Below are 16,479 nucleotides of genomic sequence, written 5' to 3'. Positions count from 1 at the left end.
GAAGATTTCCTTGTGAAAATGTGATAATCCGTCCTTGTTTTCGGTGAAATTTCTTGTTAAATATGTCATTTGCAGCCGTTTTATGTTAAATTATTGTTACGACAAATTTATAGCGAAAGGAATGAATGATCTTGCAGAAGAAAAAGATAGCGGCTGCCTTCATTGCGGCTGCAGTAACGATGACGACCTTCAGCGGAGTCGGTGGGCTTTTGAATAATAGAATGCCTGGTGAGACGGAGGCAAGAGCTGCCACGGATCCATATGGTACGCCCTATGATCCGGTGACAGCCGATCCGAATGATACAGTGATAGTAGTAGATCCTGGACACGGAGGTTCGGACAGCGGAGCAGTCGGCAATGGCTATAAGGAGAAGGACTTGAATCTCGATATAGCAAGCGCCCTTTCAGAGCGCCTCTCCCAGTACAGAAATGTCCGTGTCTATATGACAAGGAGCGAGGACTACTATGTGGGACTTACGGCGCGTACTGACTATGCAGCCTCGGTGAAGGCGGATGCCTTTGTATCGGTTCATCTGAATTCGGCTGGAGCCAGCGCCCACGGAGCCGAGGTCTGGTATCCGAACGCGAGCTATGACAGCAAGGCCCACAGCAAGGGGGCAGAGATGGCGGAGAATGTCCTTGACGGCCTTATTGATCTGGGACTATTCAGCCGTAACTTCCATTCGAAGAATTCCTCGGCAGGAAGCAAGTATCCTGACGGTAGCATAGCCGATTATTATGCTGTAATCAGGGGATCGAAGCTTCATCATATACCGGGAATCATAATAGAGGGCGCCTTTATCTCAAGCAAGAGCGATGTGAAGAACTTCCTCAATTCAGATGACAAGACCGAGGCCATGGGAATTGCAGACGCAGATGCGATTGCCAAGTCCTTTGACCTGACACTCTCTGACGGGAGTGAGCAGCTCCCGGGAGTGACTACGCTTACTTTTGCGGCTCACACAGGGGAGGCCAACAAGGTCAAGATCAGCTGGAAGCAGGCAGCCAATGCTTCTGAGTACCTGGTCTTCAGAAAGACAGGAGCCAAAGGCAGCTATAAGGAAATAGGACGCACGGCCGGGACTGAATATACAGATGAGACTGGCTCATACGGAAAGACATATTATTATACTGTTATAGCAAGAAATAACTATGGCAGACCTGACAGCTATGACAAGAAGGGGCTGAAGGTCACTATACCTAAAAAGGACCTTGAGGCAAAGAGCGCTGTTGATAATGGACTCGGAAGAGTAAAGGTGACCTGGGAGAAGGATCCGAATGCTACCGGCTACAGGGTCTACAGAAAGACCACCGGAAGCTTCAAGAAGGTCACAACTATACAGCACAATTCAACGACCTATACCGATGAGACGGTAGCAAAGAATACAAGCTATACCTACTGCGTAAAGGCCTATTACAAGATGAATGGCTCGACCATATGGTCCACCTATAAGAGTCCGGGTGTATCCGTGACAACTGACTCTGATCCTATCGGCACGCTTACTGGAAGCGCAGCAGCAGATAATAAGAGCATCTCCTTCAGCTGGGACAAGTCGGCTGATCCTGATGTCACCTACAGGATATACAGAAAGGCCGGGGAGGGAAGCTACGAAAGAGTATTCCAGGCTGCACCTGGAGCAGAGCTTAAGTATACAGATACTGATCTCCTTGCTGGCACCACATACAGCTACAGGCTGCGTTTCTTCAGAAAGGGCCTTCACGATACGAAAAAGACCTTCTGGAGCAGTTATTCGAACGTCGTCACATTTACGACGCCGCAGGAGGAGACTCCTTCGGAGAATACTGAAACGACAAGCCAGGGCACATCTATGTCTGCCAATGTCACAGCTCCTGTTGATCCGGCAGAGACCTCTGCTTCTGTATCAGCCTACATGAGCTCCCTGTCAGTACAGTGGCGGAGTGCATATACCCCTGTCAGGTCATCAGGCGACAGAACGGACTATGATGCCGACGAAAAGGATTATGTGACTCCGGCCTCAGAGACCTCACTGGCTCTTCACTGGACTCCGGTGAATGATGTCAGCGGATACCAGATTCTTGATGGGAATGGAAAGAGGATCACCTCTGTAAGCGGTGCAGACAGGAACAGCTATACAGCAAAGGGCCTCAAGAAAAGGACGACATATACCTATATGATCCGTCCCTTCAGGAGGTTTAACGGCAAGAATTATTTCGGGAACAGAAGCACTCCGGCAAGCGGCACCACAGCCTATGCCGTAAAGGGAGCCTCGTCTGCCCAGCCGGCCCAGATGGCCCGTTACTATAATTCAAAAGTATCATCGAGGAATTTTACCTATCCGTCAGATGTTTATTCATCATATGGTGCTCCTTCTATAGATGATTTCACAAGGATCGTCTATGAGGAGGCCACAAGGGCAGGGATAAAGTCAGAGGTCCTTTTCGGACAGATCTGTAAGGAGACAGGTTTTCTGAAGTTCGGAGGCGATGTATCTGCAGCTCAGTGCAATTTCGGCGGGATCGGAGCCACAGGAGGCGGTAATCCGGGAATTGACTTTGTAAGATATGCCTCACTTTATTACAGCGCCTTAGGCTATGACAGCCCAGAGGCTGCGGCAGCGGATGCAGTCCGTGTAGGCATAAGGGCTCAGGCAGTTCATTTAGGCCTCTATGCATCAAATGATGGAAAAGCTCCGTCCTTTTCACATGTGACTGCGGTAGAGGATTATCCGAATATAGGAACTGTCGTGGTCCCGGATCCTAGAGCCGGAAGCTGGCTGGTAGGATATGCTCCATATGTGGAGTGGCTTGGAATAAAGGATAATCACTATACTACGGGGGAGGCTGATGGTGCATTCACAAGCAAGGGCTGGGCAAGCGCGAATAATTACGGCTACAGCCTGATAAGCGATTATATAGAACCGATGCTAAGGAGCTGAAAGGAGTTCTGATGCTTTTTAAAAGAATAACAGCTGCAATTCTTACAGCTGCTCTTACTATGGCAGCATTTACTGGCCTGAGTGCTTCTGCGAAAAGCACTGCAGCAGATAAACAAAAGGAGGTTCGCGGGGTCTGGCTTTCTGTCTATGATTATGGATATTCCGGTATCGGCCTCTCGACCGACAGCGAGACAGTCTTTAGGAAAAATGCCGACAGGTTCATAAGCCGGATGAAGCAGTACAAGCTGAATACCATCTATATGCAGGTCAGGTCAAATGATGACGCAGCCTGGAGGAGCTCCACATTTCCTGCTATGAAGGAGCTGTCTCCCTATGTCAGCAGTCTGGCAAGAAATGGTAAAAACACAGCGGCAGCAAAGAAGACACTGAAATTCGATCCTCTTTCTGTAATGACAGAGGAGGCACATAAGAACGATGTGGACCTTATCGCCTGGATGAATCCCTACCGCTGCTACAGAAATAACAAGAGCAAATACCCTACCATGTATTTCCTCGATCCGCAGGCATCAGGATCTATAAACCGGGTGGTAAAGGCAGTAAATGAGGTCATGGCCTACGGAGTAGACGGAGTGGTCTTCGACGATTACTTCTATCATTCGACAAATGGCTACTGGAATGATTCAAAGAAGAAGGTGACTCTTTCCACCGCCCAGGCAGCCAAGCTTCCAAGGGCAAAGAAGGCCGCCAATGTAAATAAGCTTGTAAGAAAGGTTTATTCCACAGTTAAGGCCCGCAATAAGAATGCGACATTCGGTATCTCTCCTCAGGGCAATCTGGATAATGATATGGCATCAGGAGCCGATGTAAAGACCTGGGCATCCGTTGATGGATATGTGGATTACATAATGCCGCAGATCTACTGGACAGATGATTATGGTAAAAAGGGCGGCACCACGATGTTTTCTGACCGCCTGAGCCAGTTTACCTCAAAGTCCCTTGACAAAAAGGGAAAGGTAAAATATATCGCACTCGCACTCTACAGATGCGGCTACGCCAACGCCCTCGATCAGGGCTGGAAGAGCTCCGATACCAATCTGGCAGACCAGTATGAGGCTCTGAAAGAGGCAGGATGCAAGGGATATTCGCTGTTCTCAGCCAGATTCCTATATATAGGTAAGGCAGAGGATGAGCTTGGGTATCTTAATGAGTCGATTGTGGGATAGTAGGGGTTTTTCGGGTGAGAGGTTAGAGGTGAGAGGTGGGAGGTGAGAGGTGAGAGGTGAGAGGTGAGAGGTGAGAGGTTAGAGGCGAGAGGGATTAGGGTATAGTTAATACCTGTTATTTCTACCAAACACTCGATTCTCAGACTTAAACCCTCGGCCCTTGGACCTCGGACCTCGCACCTCACACCTCAGACCTATTTTACTAAGGAAGTTCTCTTCGCTAGGTTCGATCTTCGCTTATCAGCTCGGTCTCATTAACAAGGAAGCTGTCTTCGTTAAGCTCGAACTTCGTCTTCGACTCGTTCTTGCTAATCTCAGACAGCGGCCTCGCTTGTGGCTTGAGCTGCGCTTTTGGCTTGCTCTCGCCTACAAGCTTTCGGCCTCACAGAACGGCTTCGTTTCGGATTCGAGCTACGCTTACGCTCGCTCTCATCTCGAAACTTTCAGCCTCAGAGAACGACCTCGCATAGGATTCAGACTTCGCCTTCGCTCGTCTTCATCTCTATGCTTTCGGCCTCACACCTCAGACCTCACACCTCAGACCTCACACCTCGGCCCTCAGACCTCGCACCTCAGACCTCACACCTCGGCCCTCAGACCTCACACCTCACACCTCGCACCTTTTTGTTAAAACTCAATAATCGTCTGCAAAACCTCCCGATTTGTGCTATACTAAAAAATAATTATGCTTTTTGCAGGAGGTAGAAAAGATGAGTATTAATAGATCAATAGCCGTGATCCCTCCGATCGCGGCGCTTATGCTGTGCGGATGAAACGGGGGAGATCCGGCGAAGAAGAGCTCAAAAAGCGATGTGAGCTTTTCGTCTGCATCATGAGATGCGACAAAGGAGATGACCATTTCGGGCGGATCGACCAGATGGTGAAGCAGATAAACGCTTCAGTAATGGATTAAGGAGGGAGCTCAGGGAGTTACAGGGGCAGCTGATTCGACTCAGGTCCTTGTAAACGATATGGATTCCATCACAAGGAGGATGGATGAAAACCATAAGATAGCAAAGGATCTTAAGAATGAAACTTCGGTATTTACCAATATTTAACTCTTGTCTTGCAGCTGCACTCATTGCCACAGCCTGTTCTGGCGGTAGCAGTACAAAGTCAGACAAGGAGGAACAGACCGTTTATAAGGCGGGGATAGTTTCCGAATCAGGGAATTCTGACCTTGAGCAGGGCTTTAAGGATGCTCTTACAGATATGCTTGGAAGTGACCATATAGAAATAGATACGGTTCATCTGACAAAGGGTGATGAGAGCGATGCTGTAAATGAGCTCAGGGAAAAGGGAGATTCTCTGATCCTTACAGAGAGCGAGTCTTCACTCTCCTCGGCTTATGCCGCACTAAAAAATGATAAGGACGCCTCTATAATATCAGTAAACGTACAGGATATCTTCCGCGCGACAGGCACGGAAGAGCCTGAGGATAAGGATGACCGTAAGACAGGGATCAATGTGACCGGTATCAGCTCCAATCCATATGTAAGCGATCAGCTCTCAGAGCTTATAGAGGCGACACCAGACCTGAAATCAGTCGGTATTATTTATTCACCGGATGATACCGATGTCGTAAAGTCTGACAGGACCCTTGAGAATTTCCTTACCCAGGCAGGCATAGAATACAGGGAGTATATACTTCCGAGCAAGGTATACAGATCCCTTCTTACTGACAAGACGGATACCAGCTCAGCTACCCTGCTTAATTCGATCAGGAATTCTGATGAAATAGATCCGACAGTGCCTCAGATGTCAGAGGGCTTTGCAAAGCATATACATCCGGACTATGACGATGCCAGACTTCTTAAATGGGAAAAGGCAGCCAGAAAGTCACTTCTTGATGCATCGGATCAGAAGATAATTGATGCAGCAGTAAAGCAGAATGATGCACTTTATATAGCCGGAGGCTCCTGCAGCGGGAAGATATCAGATATAGTAAAGGCTGCGAAAAAGGCAGGAGTCTCTACGTTTGGAGGAGACCATGAGGCAGGAGAAAAGACCCTTGTGACTTTATGGAGCGATCCTTATGACAGCGGATATCAGGCCGGAAAGATGGCCGTAAGGGTCCTTTCCGGAGGAGAGAAGGCATCTGATCTTCCTTATCAGTACAGGAGCCGTACATCCTTTGTAAAGCTCTACAACAAGGACTATGCTGATAAGCTTGGTCTTACCTTCGGGAAATCATTTCATGAATATAGCGAGTATCTTAAGGACTATACTCCGGGCAGCAATACTACAAGGATAGAAGGCACAGAGGGATAATTTTTCCAATGGAAACAACGATAGATGGCATTAATATAAGGTATAAAATAAGCGGAAAGGGCAGGAGATACGCTGTGATCCTTCAGGGCTGGGGGACCGATATGAAGCTCTATGACAGCATTGCAGCGGATATAAGCGATCAGTACCGGGTAGTCCAGTTCAATCTGCCGGGCTTTTCCGACAGCGACGAGCCAAACGAGCCCTGGGGCATAGAGGAGTTTGCAGTATGGTTCTCACATTTCATCGAGGCGCTTGGAATAAAAAAGACTACTCTGATCGGCCACAGCTTCGGTGGAAGGATAATGATATGGTTGTCCTCGCTGTCAAAGGAGGAGCTGACCTTTGAGATAGACTCACTTGTGCTTATAGATGCAGCCGGTATTCAGAGAAGGAAAACCCCTAAGCAGAAGAGAAGCATAGCCTTTTATCATTTCAAAAGGAATCTTTTCCATTTTCCGCCTGTATATTTTTTCTTCAGGGATGCCGTCGATATCTGGCAGGGCCAGCAGGGATCCGCTGATTACAGGAATTCAAGCCCTATGATGAAGCAGTGCATGGTGCGTGCGGTAAATAATGATCTGACCTATCGTCTTGCCGATATCCATTACAGGACCTGTCTGATCTGGGGTGATCTCGATACCGCTACTCCTCTTGCCGATGGAAGGGATATGGAGAAGCTTATCCCGGGCGCGGATCTTCATGTGCTTACCGGGACAGATCATTTCTCATTTCTGAGAAAGCCTCAGGAATTCAGGGACATATTAAGGAGTTTTCTATGTTGATTCAAATCGATAGGATCCTGATGATTTTTGCCATGCTTTTGTCGATTCCTGTGATAGTGACCGGAATCCACTACAACCTGCAGATGTTCCAGCAGAACGGATACCGTAACAGCGAGTTCCTTCACTGGCTTGAAAAAAATGCAGCCAGGCAGCGATTCCTCTGGCCATATCTGGGATTTTTTGTCCTGCTGATTCTTTTTAAGGCTCCTCCCGCCAGGCTTGTATGTCTGATAGCGCTGATGATCTGGATGTGGGCGTCCATTGCAGCCTTTCTCCTCTACTGGAGGAGCGAGACAAAGAAAAAGCTTGTCATGACTGCAAGGGTAAAGCGGCTTTGCGTCACATTTGTTATAGTGACCGTCCTGATCTGCATATTATCAAGAGACAAATGTCTTATCTGCCTTCTTGCCATTCTTTCCTTCCTTCCGGAGCTCCTGATGCTTGCAAATATCATCAATGCTCCGATCGAGGCCGGCATCAGGCGGTATTATATAAACGATGCCAGAAGGATCATGAGAGAGAATCCTGGTATCAGGACGATAGGAATCACCGGAAGCTATGGCAAGACCTCTATGAAGTACTACCTTCATACCCTTCTCAAGGATTCATACGATGTGCTGATCACTCCGGGTAATTTCAATACTACCCTTGGAGTAGTAAGGACTATAAGAGAGCATATGCGCCCGTCCAATCAGATCTTTCTCTGCGAAATGGGAGCCAGACATGTGCATGATATCAAGGAGATCTGTGACCTTTTTCCTCCAAAAGAAGGGGTGATCACAAGCATAGGTCCCCAGCATCTTGAGACCTTTCATACTCAGGAGAATATAATAAAGACCAAGTTCGAGCTGGCTGACGCCCTTCCGGATGGGGCAAGGATATATCTGAACGCGGATAATGAATTCGAGGTGAATAAGGCCAGAGAGTACGGAGACAGGCTTAAAGTAATATTTTATTCCTATAAGAATAATATGGGATATCATGCATCAGAGGTAAAGCTATCTCCTATGGGGACAGAGTTTACTATGACCGCTCCTTCAGGAGAGACAGCCCGCTTTTCTATGAGGCTTATTGGAGAGCATAATGTCATAAACGTTTGCGGAGCCATAGCTGTGGCTCATGAGCAGGGAATCCCTCTGGAGGCCCTGCGTGTTCCGGTAAGGCGGATCGAGCCTGTGGCTCACCGCCTGCAGTTGATAAACCGCGGAGATGTGACTATAATAGACGACGCGTACAATTCGAATCCGGTCGGGTCAAAGGCAGCGGTTGAGACGCTCCATATGTTTAACGGCATAAGGATCCTTGTGACGCCTGGAATGGTGGAGCTTGGCGGAAAGGAAGCCGATTATAATTACAAATTCGGAACCTACGCAGCGGTAAACTGCGATCATATCCTACTTGTCGGAAGGAGAAAGCATACAGATCCGATCAGGAAGGGCGCACTTGATGCGGGCTTTGACGAGAAGGATATCAGATCATTCGACGATCTGAACGGGGCAATGGAATATGCCTACAGTATCACCGGCGAGGGAGCTAAGTATATTCTTCTTGAGAATGATCTTCCGGATGCATATTGATGGTTGTTTTACAGAAAGGAACAGGAAATGAAGACCAGAGTAGCAGTCATGTACGGCGGCAGGAGCGTGGAGCATGAGGTATCGGTCATCTCGGGTATCCAGGCTCTTATGAATATCGATAAGGAAAAATATGAGACCATACCGGTATATATCACCAAGCACAATGAGTTCTATGTAGGTGATGACATAGGAAAGATAGAGGCCTATAAGGATATTGATTCCCTTATTGCCAGATCCCAGAAGGTAGTATGGGTAAATGAGGGGGATAAGGTAGTCCTTTCTCCGTATCCTAAGAAGCGTTTCGGCGGCATGAAGGATATAGAGGTCGATGTGGCCTTTCCTGTCGTTCACGGAACCAATGAGGAGGACGGCACTCTTATGGGATTCTTAAAGACGCTTGGGATCCCGTTTGTAGGATGCGATGTGACAGCCTCGGCCGTAGGTATGGACAAATATATTTCAAAGTGCGTGCTTAAGGATGTCGACATTCCTGTTCTTGACTGCGTCTGCTTCCATGAGGATGATTATGCCGATATGGAAAAGCTTCTTGATACGGCAGAGAAGAAGGTCGGCTACCCTGCAATAGTAAAGCCGGTAAATTCAGGCTCATCAGTAGGCATCTCCATGGCCCGCAACAGGGAGGAGCTTACCAGATCTGTTGATGATGCCTTTACCTATGCCTCGATCATACTCGTAGAGCACGGGATCGAGAAGCTTAAGGAGATAAACTGCTCTGTCTTAGGGGACGATTCGGGAGCAAAGGCTTCAGTGCTTGAGGAACCATTCCATACAAAGGATATCCTTTCCTATAAGGACAAGTATGAGAGCGGCGGAAAGGGAGGCTCAAAGGGAATGGCCTCAGTCCAGAGAAAGATACCTGCAGATCTTCCGGCAGATATGACTGAGAAGATAAAGGAATATGCGGTCCGTGCCTTCAAGGCTTTCGGCTGTAACGGAGTAGCCCGTATCGACTTCATGATAGACGAGGAAAATAATGAGCTTTACTTCAATGAGATAAATACCATACCGGGTTCCCTGTCCTTCTATCTCTGGGAGCCTGCAGGCCTTAAGTACAGCGAGCTTCTCGACCAGCTGATCCAGATGGCCTTGAAGCGTGCGAGAAAGTATCAGGATCTTACATTTACATTTGATACCAATATCCTTAGCAGTGCATCATTCGGAGGTGCCAAGGGGGTAAAATAATGGCTGAGATATTTGAGGCAATAGGCGAGACCGACAAAAGAAACCATCCGATTGCGGTTTTTGATTCAGGCGTCGGAGGCATATCGGTCTTGAGGGAGCTTGTCAGGGTAATGCCCCAGGAAAGGTTTTATTTCTATGGGGATTCCGCCAATGCTCCATATGGCACGAAATCGAGATATGAGGTCCTGACCCTTACCAAGGACCATGTGGAAAATTTTATAGACAGAGGAGCCAAGGGGATCTGTATCGCCTGTAATACAGCCACCTCTGCAGCAGTCAGGCAGCTTAGGCTTGAGTATCCTGAGATCCCGATAGTGGGTATCGAGCCGGCTCTAAAGCCTGCCGTATCCTTCATGGATCATCCAAAGGTCCTTGTGATGGCGACTCCTATGACTATAGCCGAGGAGAAATTTCAGGACCTTCTGAAGAAGTACGGTGAGGAGGCAACGGTCTATCCGCTTGCCTGCCCGGGACTTATGGAATTCGTAGAGGAAGGAAAGGCCGGGACCAGGGAGGTCCAGGATTTCCTTAACGACCTGCTTTTAGACTATGCACCGGGTGGCAAATACGGCCCTGTGGATGCAGTTGTGACTGGCTGCACTCATTACCCTTTTGTAGCTGACCAGATAGAGATCGCCCTCGGAGGCGGTACAAAAGTATTCGACGGAGCCAACGGGACAGCCCGCGAGATGCGCCGCAGGCTTTTCGCTGCAGATCTTCTTCTCCCGGAAAAGAGACAGACAGGCCCACTTTCAGACGAGCAGATACTGGGAAGAGTCACGTTCGAAAATTCCTCCAGCGACAGGGAGAGGATGATAGGGCTTTGCAGGAAGTTGTTGCTAGGTGAGAGGTGATCTTACCATTAACTACTATGAAATATACAGAAGCTTTTTTCGACCTCGACGGTACCATTACCGATTCGGGGAAGGTTATAATGGAATGTGCGGCTTATTCGCTGCGTTTTTTTGGATATGAAGATCAGCCGGAGGAGAAGCTCCGGAAATTTGTCGGACCCTCTCTTATGGACTCCTTTCAGACTCTGTACGGAATGTCGGAGGATGAAGCAAGGAAGGCTACAGGGATCTACAGACGGCTCTATGAGACGGACAAGATGTATGACGTGACAATATATGATGGAATTGTGGAGCTTTTGTCGTCATGCAGGAAGGCAGGGATTTCATGTTACGTGATCACCTCAAAGGTGGAGGCCTCTGCTAAGCAGATAATAAAAAAATTCGACCTTGACAGATATTTTACTGATGTGATAGGACCTGACCCCTGTGACCCGTCATCAGACAAGAAGCGCCTGATAGAGCGCGCCATAGACCGTTATTCTCTTGACCGTAATCACTGCATAATGATAGGCGATACACATTTCGATATCGACGGAGCAGTCGGGGCAGGCATAGACTCGATAGCCGTGACATATGGATATGGCGACTTATCAAGCCTTGAGAAGGCAGAACCGACATATGTGGCGTCGGTAGCGGGTGAGGTATGGGAGGTACTCAGGGACTAGGGCCCCTCGGACCTTACTATACTAATCCTCCCAACTATGTTATAATATCCCCAAAACTGCCGATATAAATCATAGCAGACAATTTGCGCAAAGTGGTGATAGAATGGTAAAAGGACTATATACAGCATACACCGGTATGGTAGAGGAGCAGAGAAGGCTCGATGTGATGAGCAATAATCTTGCAAATGCCACCACAGCCGGATACAAGAAGGAAGGTACGACTAATGCCGCGTTCAGGCGGCAGCTGGCACTGCGTATAAAGGATTCCGGCAATTTCATGTTTGCCCAGGGGATAGGAGATATCCAGCAGGGAGACAAGGTCGGAGAGACCTATACGGATTACAGCCAGGGCAGTCTCAAGGTCACAGATGAGAAGTCAGATCTTGCAATCGGAGGCGACGGATTTTTTGCCATAGCCTATACGGACAAGCAGGGGAATTCATCAGTCAAGTACACAAGGGATGGACAGTTTACAGTAGATAATCAGGGATATTTCAGGACAGGAAACGGAGATTATCTGCTCGATATGAACGGCGCGACTACAGGCAGGGTTTCGGAGCAGAATTTTGTCAGGGTAGATCCGATGCAGAGCTATACAGTGGACCCTGAGGGACGGATCTGGCAGAATGGTACGGCGGTCGATCAGGTCGGAGTCGTAGATGTGAATGATACGGATTATCTGGCTCACTACGGCGAGAATCTATATGATCTCGTGAACGGCGGAACGGTCACCAGAGGAAACGGATACAGGATAGAGCAGGGAGCTCTTGAGATGAGCAATGTGAATGTGGTCGATGAGATGGTATCAATGATCACGATCCAGAGAGCCTATGAGGCAGGAGCCAAGATGATACAGGCAGAGGATGAAACGCTTGAATCTGCAGCATCACAGGTAGGCTCGATAAGCTGATAGCACAGGAGGCATATAATCATGATGAGAGCATTATGGACCGGAGCGAGCGGGATGAGGGCCCAGCAGACTGCGGTCGATACGATTTCAAATAACCTTGCAAATGTAAATACAGTAGGCTATAAGTCAAAGACCACAGAGTTCAAGTCACTGCTTTATCAGAACCTGCAGAGTCCTACGACCTCGGCAAATGGCGATCCAAAGCCTACTCAGGCCCAGGTCGGATTAGGGACCAGGGTAGCGGCTACAAAGACAAGCTTCTCTACCGGTATCCAGCAGGCAAGTGACAATCCCAGCGCCTGCTTCATAGACGGAAGCGGCTTCTTCGGAGTCCAGGGTGCAGACGGGAGGACTTACTACACAAAGGACGGAGATTTCAACTGGACGGTTGACGGCGACGGAAGCAGGGTCCTTACCAATAATAACGGACTTCGTATACTTGACAGCAGGGGAAGAAGGATCACAGTCCCGGCTTCTGCCTCAACAGAAAAGATAGTCATAGATCCAGACACAGGAGCCATAAGCTACAAGCTGGCCAACGGTAAGTATCAGGCCAGTGGACAGAGCATAGGACTCTGGCAGTTCTCCAATGCAAACGGGCTTTCCGAGGAGGGAGGCAATCTCTGGGGAGCAACTGCAGCAAGCGGCAATGCTATAAATGAGCGTACTACAAGGCTTAATATCATAAAGAGCACGGTCAATCAGGGATATATAGAGGGCAGCAATGTCTCATTGGCAGATGAGATGGTAGACCTTATAGTTTCGCAGAGAGCCTATGAGATGAACTCAAAGGCTATAACGACCTCTGATTCCATGCTGGAGACAGCCAATAATCTAAGACGCTGATGAAAGGATAGGCTATGGCAGTAAGCGCTGATATCACATCTTCATATCTGAATGCAGCCAGCCAGCAGGCTATGGGGCTTTATGATTCTGATAAGACAGGAAGCATCACAAGGAAGGCCTCCTCTCTTAGCAGGAATTCTTCTACAAGTGACCTTAAGAGTGCTATGAAATCATTCGAGACCTATTTTGTCGAGCAGGTGATAAAGGAGGTAAAGAAGTCGAATGATGCATTAAAGTCGGACGACGATACAGACGGATGGGCAGGTCAGATGTCCGATATGTATATGGATTCGGCTATATCAAGTGTTGCAGAGCAGATAGTTGACAACTACGGAGACAGCTTTACGGACCAGATGGTAGACCATATGAAGCTGGAGTACGGAATAACTGATGATGGTAACGATTGAAGGATGCGTAGATAAGATCATTTATAGAAATGAAGATAATGCCTACACGGTTCTCGTGCTGATACCAAAGGAAGCGGTATCGGATCAGGATCTTGATGATCCCTATGAGATAACCTGTGTAGGCATTTTTGCGTCGGTAAGTGCCGGAGAAAATCTGAGGGTAACAGGCGATTTCGTCAATCACGAGAGCTTCGGCAGACAGCTAAAGATGAAGGAGTACGAGGAGGTAGCTCCGACAGATACTGAATCGCTTGAGAGATATCTGTCATCCGGTGCGGTAAAGGGAATAGGGCCGGCACTCGCATCAAGGATCATAAAAAGATTTGGGGACAAGAGCTTCCAGATACTTGAGACACAGCCGGAGCGGCTGGCTGAGGTAAAGGGAATAAGCAAAAGCAGGGCCGAGCAGATTTCAGCGGATCTGAGGGCGAAGAGCGCCCAGAGGATGGTCATGCTTGCCCTCTCAAGATTCGGGATCACAGCAGGCATGTCATTAAAGATCTATAATAAATACGGCGAGGATGCAGTATCTGTGATAAAGGCCAATCCCTACAGGCTTGCTGAGGAGGTGGATGGAATAGGCTTTCGCAGCGCAGATAAGATAGCCCTGGCCTCGGGATTTTCACTCCAGAGCGAGGAAAGGGCCAGAGCCGGTATAGAATATGTGCTGTCAGAGGCGCTTACAGCGGGTAATACCTATCTGCTTACAGCAGATCTGAAAAAGCAGGCGATGGAGCTCCTGAATGTACCTGAGCAGATGATAGACAACCAGATCTTTTCACTGACCATGGACAGGAGGATAAAGGCATCAGGTGACGAGACCTATCTGTATCCGATCTATAGGATGGAGATGAGGTGCGCATCAAAGCTTCTTGCCATGAGAAAGAGCTATGAGGATGGTACTAAGGCAGCAGATGACGCTATATCGGAGATAGAGTCAGAGGAGGAGATGACGCTTGACACTGAGCAGAAAAAGGCGGTAAGGGCGGCGGCAGAGAACGGTATCCTGATCCTTACTGGAGGACCGGGAACAGGAAAGACGACGACGATCAGGTCTATAATCAGATATTTTGAAATGGAGAATAAGACAGTTGTCCTTGCTGCACCTACAGGCAGGGCTGCCAAGCGGATGAGCCAGGCAGTCGAAAGGGATGCAATGACCATCCACAGGCTGCTGGAGGTGGAAAATAACGGGTCTATGGATGATGACAGGCCTGGATCAAATCCTGGGATGTTTTCAAGGAACGAGGATAACCCTATAGAGGCCGATGCAGTTATAATAGATGAGATGTCAATGGTGGACATAACTATCTTTTACTCGCTTCTAAGGGCTGTGACAGATGATATGAGGCTTATACTTGTAGGGGATGCAGACCAGCTGCCGTCGGTAGGACCGGGAAACGTGCTGAAGGATCTGATTGCTTCGGAGGCCTTTCCTGTGGTAAGGCTTACCAATATTTTCAGGCAGAAGGAAAGCGGAGATATAGTCCTTAACGCTCACAGGATAAAGAATGGCGAGCCGGTGGATATAGATAAACAAAGCCGGGACTTCTTCTTCCTGAAAAGGTATGACGCCAGAAACATAATCTCTACTATCCTCTGGCTTCTGCACAGCAATCTGCCGAAGTATGTAGGAGCGGATATCTTTGATATACAGGTGCTATCACCAACAAGGAAGGGACTGTGCGGGGTTGAAAACCTGAACAGGATACTTCAGGACAAGCTGAATCCGCCGTCGCAGAGCCGTGACGAGAAGACTGTCGGCGAGGACATTTTCCGGGTCGGCGACAAGGTGATGCAGACGAAGAATGACTATGAGATGGACTGGGAGAGAGATGATAAGTACGGAGTCGCTGTCGAGAAGGGGAAGGGAGTCTATAACGGAGATCTGGGAAGGATAGCAGAGATAAACGATTACTCAAAGGAGATGCTTATTAGGTTTGATGACGGCCATAATGTCTATTATCCATATGATAGGCTTGATAATCTCTCCCTTGCCTATGCGATGACTATCCACAAGTCACAGGGAAGCGAGTATCCGGCTGTGATCATACCGCTTCTGTCCGGTCCGGAGGTACTCTACAACAGGAACCTTTTATATACAGCGGTCACAAGAGCAAAGAAAAGTGTAATACTTGTCGGTGATGAAAAGGTCTTTTTCAATATGGAAAAAAACGACCGTGAGAGGAAGCGTCAAAGCGGTCTTTGCAAAAGGATAAGGGAGGCGATGGGACTTGAGGATAGGAAGGTTTAGGAGAATACTTTTTCCGCCGAGATGCGGCGCATGTGATCAGGTGTTCTCTCCTGATGAGGAGGGTTTCTGCAGGGGGTGCAATGACCTGGTAATAAGAGTTACAAAAAACTGCTGCGTCAAATGCGGGAGGACTCTTACGGATGAGACCAGGGCACTCTGCGATGACTGCAGGAGTAAAAAGCATTTGTTTTCAGAGGGGAGGTCAGTCTATGTATATGACGGCCCTATGAGGGAGGCAATGTACCGATTCAAGTATTCAGGAAGGTATTCTGCTGCCGAGGCTTTTGCGAGGGATGCACTGGATCTGTGGGGCAGCTGGTTCGAGGGGATGGGATTTGATATGATTGTGCCTGTGCCAATGTATCCGGCAAAGGAGAGAAGAAGGGGTTTCAACCAGGCTGGTGTATTCGCGAAAGCCCTTTCGGCGGAAACCGGAATACCGGTAAGAGAAGCACTGGAACGCGTCAGGAAGACGCCCCCTATGAAGGGGCTTTCACGTTACCATTCACAGTAAATCATATTAACAAAATCGGCTCAGACTGAGCTTATCCAAACTTGAGAAATATCAGAAAAACAGGGTTATGTCTATTCCTGGCATGACTCTGTTT

14 protein-coding genes are annotated in these 16,479 nt (G+C 48.3%); all 14 read left to right on the top strand.

The features are described from left to right. Window positions 1-131 precede the first annotated feature (131 nt). The 14 genes from ACTNCK_RS04215 (at window position 132) to ACTNCK_RS04150 (ending at window position 16,385) form a co-directional block, all read left to right on the top strand. Entirely contained in the window at window positions 132-2,918 is a 2,787-nt protein-coding gene (locus tag ACTNCK_RS04215) for an N-acetylmuramoyl-L-alanine amidase (protein WP_441081146.1), read from the top strand. 11 nt (window positions 2,919-2,929) lie between these two features. Beyond that, on the top strand, window positions 2,930-4,102 hold the full coding sequence (locus ACTNCK_RS04210) for a glycoside hydrolase family 10 protein (protein WP_441081144.1): 1,173 nt from the start codon (window positions 2,930-2,932) through the stop codon (window positions 4,100-4,102). 769 nt (window positions 4,103-4,871) lie between these two features. Next, window positions 4,872-5,015, top strand: a complete 144-nt coding sequence (locus ACTNCK_RS04205) for a hypothetical protein (RefSeq protein WP_441081143.1) — start codon at window positions 4,872-4,874, stop codon at window positions 5,013-5,015. Between the two features lie 116 nt (window positions 5,016-5,131). Beyond that, entirely contained in the window at window positions 5,132-6,373 is a 1,242-nt protein-coding gene (locus ACTNCK_RS04200) for an ABC transporter substrate-binding protein (protein ID WP_441081141.1), read from the top strand. An 8-nt stretch (window positions 6,374-6,381) separates the two neighbouring features. Continuing rightward, window positions 6,382-7,155, top strand: a complete 774-nt coding sequence (locus ACTNCK_RS04195) for an alpha/beta fold hydrolase (protein ID WP_441081140.1) — start codon at window positions 6,382-6,384, stop codon at window positions 7,153-7,155. Further along, window positions 7,149-8,732 (top strand): Mur ligase family protein, encoded by a 1,584-nt coding sequence (locus ACTNCK_RS04190; protein ID WP_441081139.1) that lies wholly within the window; start codon window positions 7,149-7,151, stop codon window positions 8,730-8,732. Before ACTNCK_RS04195 ends, ACTNCK_RS04190 begins: the two co-directional genes overlap by 7 nt. A 27-nt stretch (window positions 8,733-8,759) precedes the next feature. Beyond that, window positions 8,760-9,935, top strand: coding sequence for a D-alanine--D-alanine ligase family protein (locus tag ACTNCK_RS04185; protein WP_441081138.1), 1,176 nt, complete (start codon window positions 8,760-8,762; stop codon window positions 9,933-9,935). Next, window positions 9,935-10,789: a glutamate racemase gene (gene murI, locus ACTNCK_RS04180; protein WP_441081137.1), complete on the top strand. Its 855-nt coding sequence runs from the start codon at window positions 9,935-9,937 to the stop codon at window positions 10,787-10,789. The genes ACTNCK_RS04185 and murI overlap by 1 nt, the downstream gene beginning before the upstream one ends. Window positions 10,790-10,806: 17 nt before the next feature. Continuing rightward, a complete protein-coding gene (locus ACTNCK_RS04175) occupies window positions 10,807-11,454 on the top strand; it encodes an HAD hydrolase-like protein (RefSeq protein WP_441081136.1) in 648 nt (215 codons plus the stop codon). A gap of 103 nt (window positions 11,455-11,557) precedes the next feature. Beyond that, a complete protein-coding gene (locus tag ACTNCK_RS04170; RefSeq protein WP_441081135.1) occupies window positions 11,558-12,364 on the top strand; it encodes a flagellar hook-basal body protein in 807 nt (268 codons plus the stop codon). A gap of 21 nt (window positions 12,365-12,385) precedes the next feature. Beyond that, window positions 12,386-13,210, top strand: coding sequence for a flagellar hook-basal body protein (locus tag ACTNCK_RS04165; RefSeq protein WP_441081134.1), 825 nt, complete (start codon window positions 12,386-12,388; stop codon window positions 13,208-13,210). A 14-nt stretch (window positions 13,211-13,224) separates the two neighbouring features. Continuing rightward, window positions 13,225-13,617, top strand: coding sequence for a hypothetical protein (locus tag ACTNCK_RS04160; RefSeq protein ID WP_441081133.1), 393 nt, complete (start codon window positions 13,225-13,227; stop codon window positions 13,615-13,617). Next, window positions 13,601-15,871, top strand: a complete 2,271-nt coding sequence (gene recD2, locus ACTNCK_RS04155) for an SF1B family DNA helicase RecD2 (protein ID WP_441081132.1) — start codon at window positions 13,601-13,603, stop codon at window positions 15,869-15,871. The genes ACTNCK_RS04160 and recD2 overlap by 17 nt, the downstream gene beginning before the upstream one ends. Further along, entirely contained in the window at window positions 15,852-16,385 is a 534-nt protein-coding gene (locus tag ACTNCK_RS04150) for a ComF family protein (RefSeq protein WP_441081131.1), read from the top strand. The genes recD2 and ACTNCK_RS04150 overlap by 20 nt, the downstream gene beginning before the upstream one ends. The last annotated feature ends 94 nt before the right edge of the window (window positions 16,386-16,479 follow it).

The sequence above is a fragment of the Candidatus Weimeria sp. HCP3S3_B5 genome, from assembly GCF_052064335.1.
Taxonomy (GTDB): Bacteria; Bacillota; Clostridia; order Lachnospirales; family Lachnospiraceae; genus Weimeria.
This window is presented reverse-complemented; position numbering and strand designations above follow the sequence as displayed.

What these genes read in the sequence shown, in the direction of transcription:
- recD2 (WP_441081132.1), top strand. Translation starts at nt 13,601, where the DNA reads ATGATGGTAACGATTGAAGGATGCGTAGATAAGATCATTTATAGAAAT.
- ACTNCK_RS04195 (WP_441081140.1), top strand. Translation starts at nt 6,382, where the DNA reads ATGGAAACAACGATAGATGGCATTAATATAAGGTATAAAATAAGCGGA.
- ACTNCK_RS04185 (WP_441081138.1), top strand. Translation starts at nt 8,760, where the DNA reads ATGAAGACCAGAGTAGCAGTCATGTACGGCGGCAGGAGCGTGGAGCAT.
- ACTNCK_RS04190 (WP_441081139.1), top strand. Translation starts at nt 7,149, where the DNA reads ATGTTGATTCAAATCGATAGGATCCTGATGATTTTTGCCATGCTTTTG.
- ACTNCK_RS04200 (WP_441081141.1), top strand. Translation starts at nt 5,132, where the DNA reads ATGAAACTTCGGTATTTACCAATATTTAACTCTTGTCTTGCAGCTGCA.
- murI (WP_441081137.1), top strand. Translation starts at nt 9,935, where the DNA reads ATGGCTGAGATATTTGAGGCAATAGGCGAGACCGACAAAAGAAACCAT.
- ACTNCK_RS04175 (WP_441081136.1), top strand. Translation starts at nt 10,807, where the DNA reads ATGAAATATACAGAAGCTTTTTTCGACCTCGACGGTACCATTACCGAT.
- ACTNCK_RS04170 (WP_441081135.1), top strand. Translation starts at nt 11,558, where the DNA reads ATGGTAAAAGGACTATATACAGCATACACCGGTATGGTAGAGGAGCAG.
- ACTNCK_RS04205 (WP_441081143.1), top strand. Translation starts at nt 4,872, where the DNA reads ATGAAACGGGGGAGATCCGGCGAAGAAGAGCTCAAAAAGCGATGTGAG.
- ACTNCK_RS04160 (WP_441081133.1), top strand. Translation starts at nt 13,225, where the DNA reads ATGGCAGTAAGCGCTGATATCACATCTTCATATCTGAATGCAGCCAGC.
- ACTNCK_RS04165 (WP_441081134.1), top strand. Translation starts at nt 12,386, where the DNA reads ATGATGAGAGCATTATGGACCGGAGCGAGCGGGATGAGGGCCCAGCAG.
- ACTNCK_RS04210 (WP_441081144.1), top strand. Translation starts at nt 2,930, where the DNA reads ATGCTTTTTAAAAGAATAACAGCTGCAATTCTTACAGCTGCTCTTACT.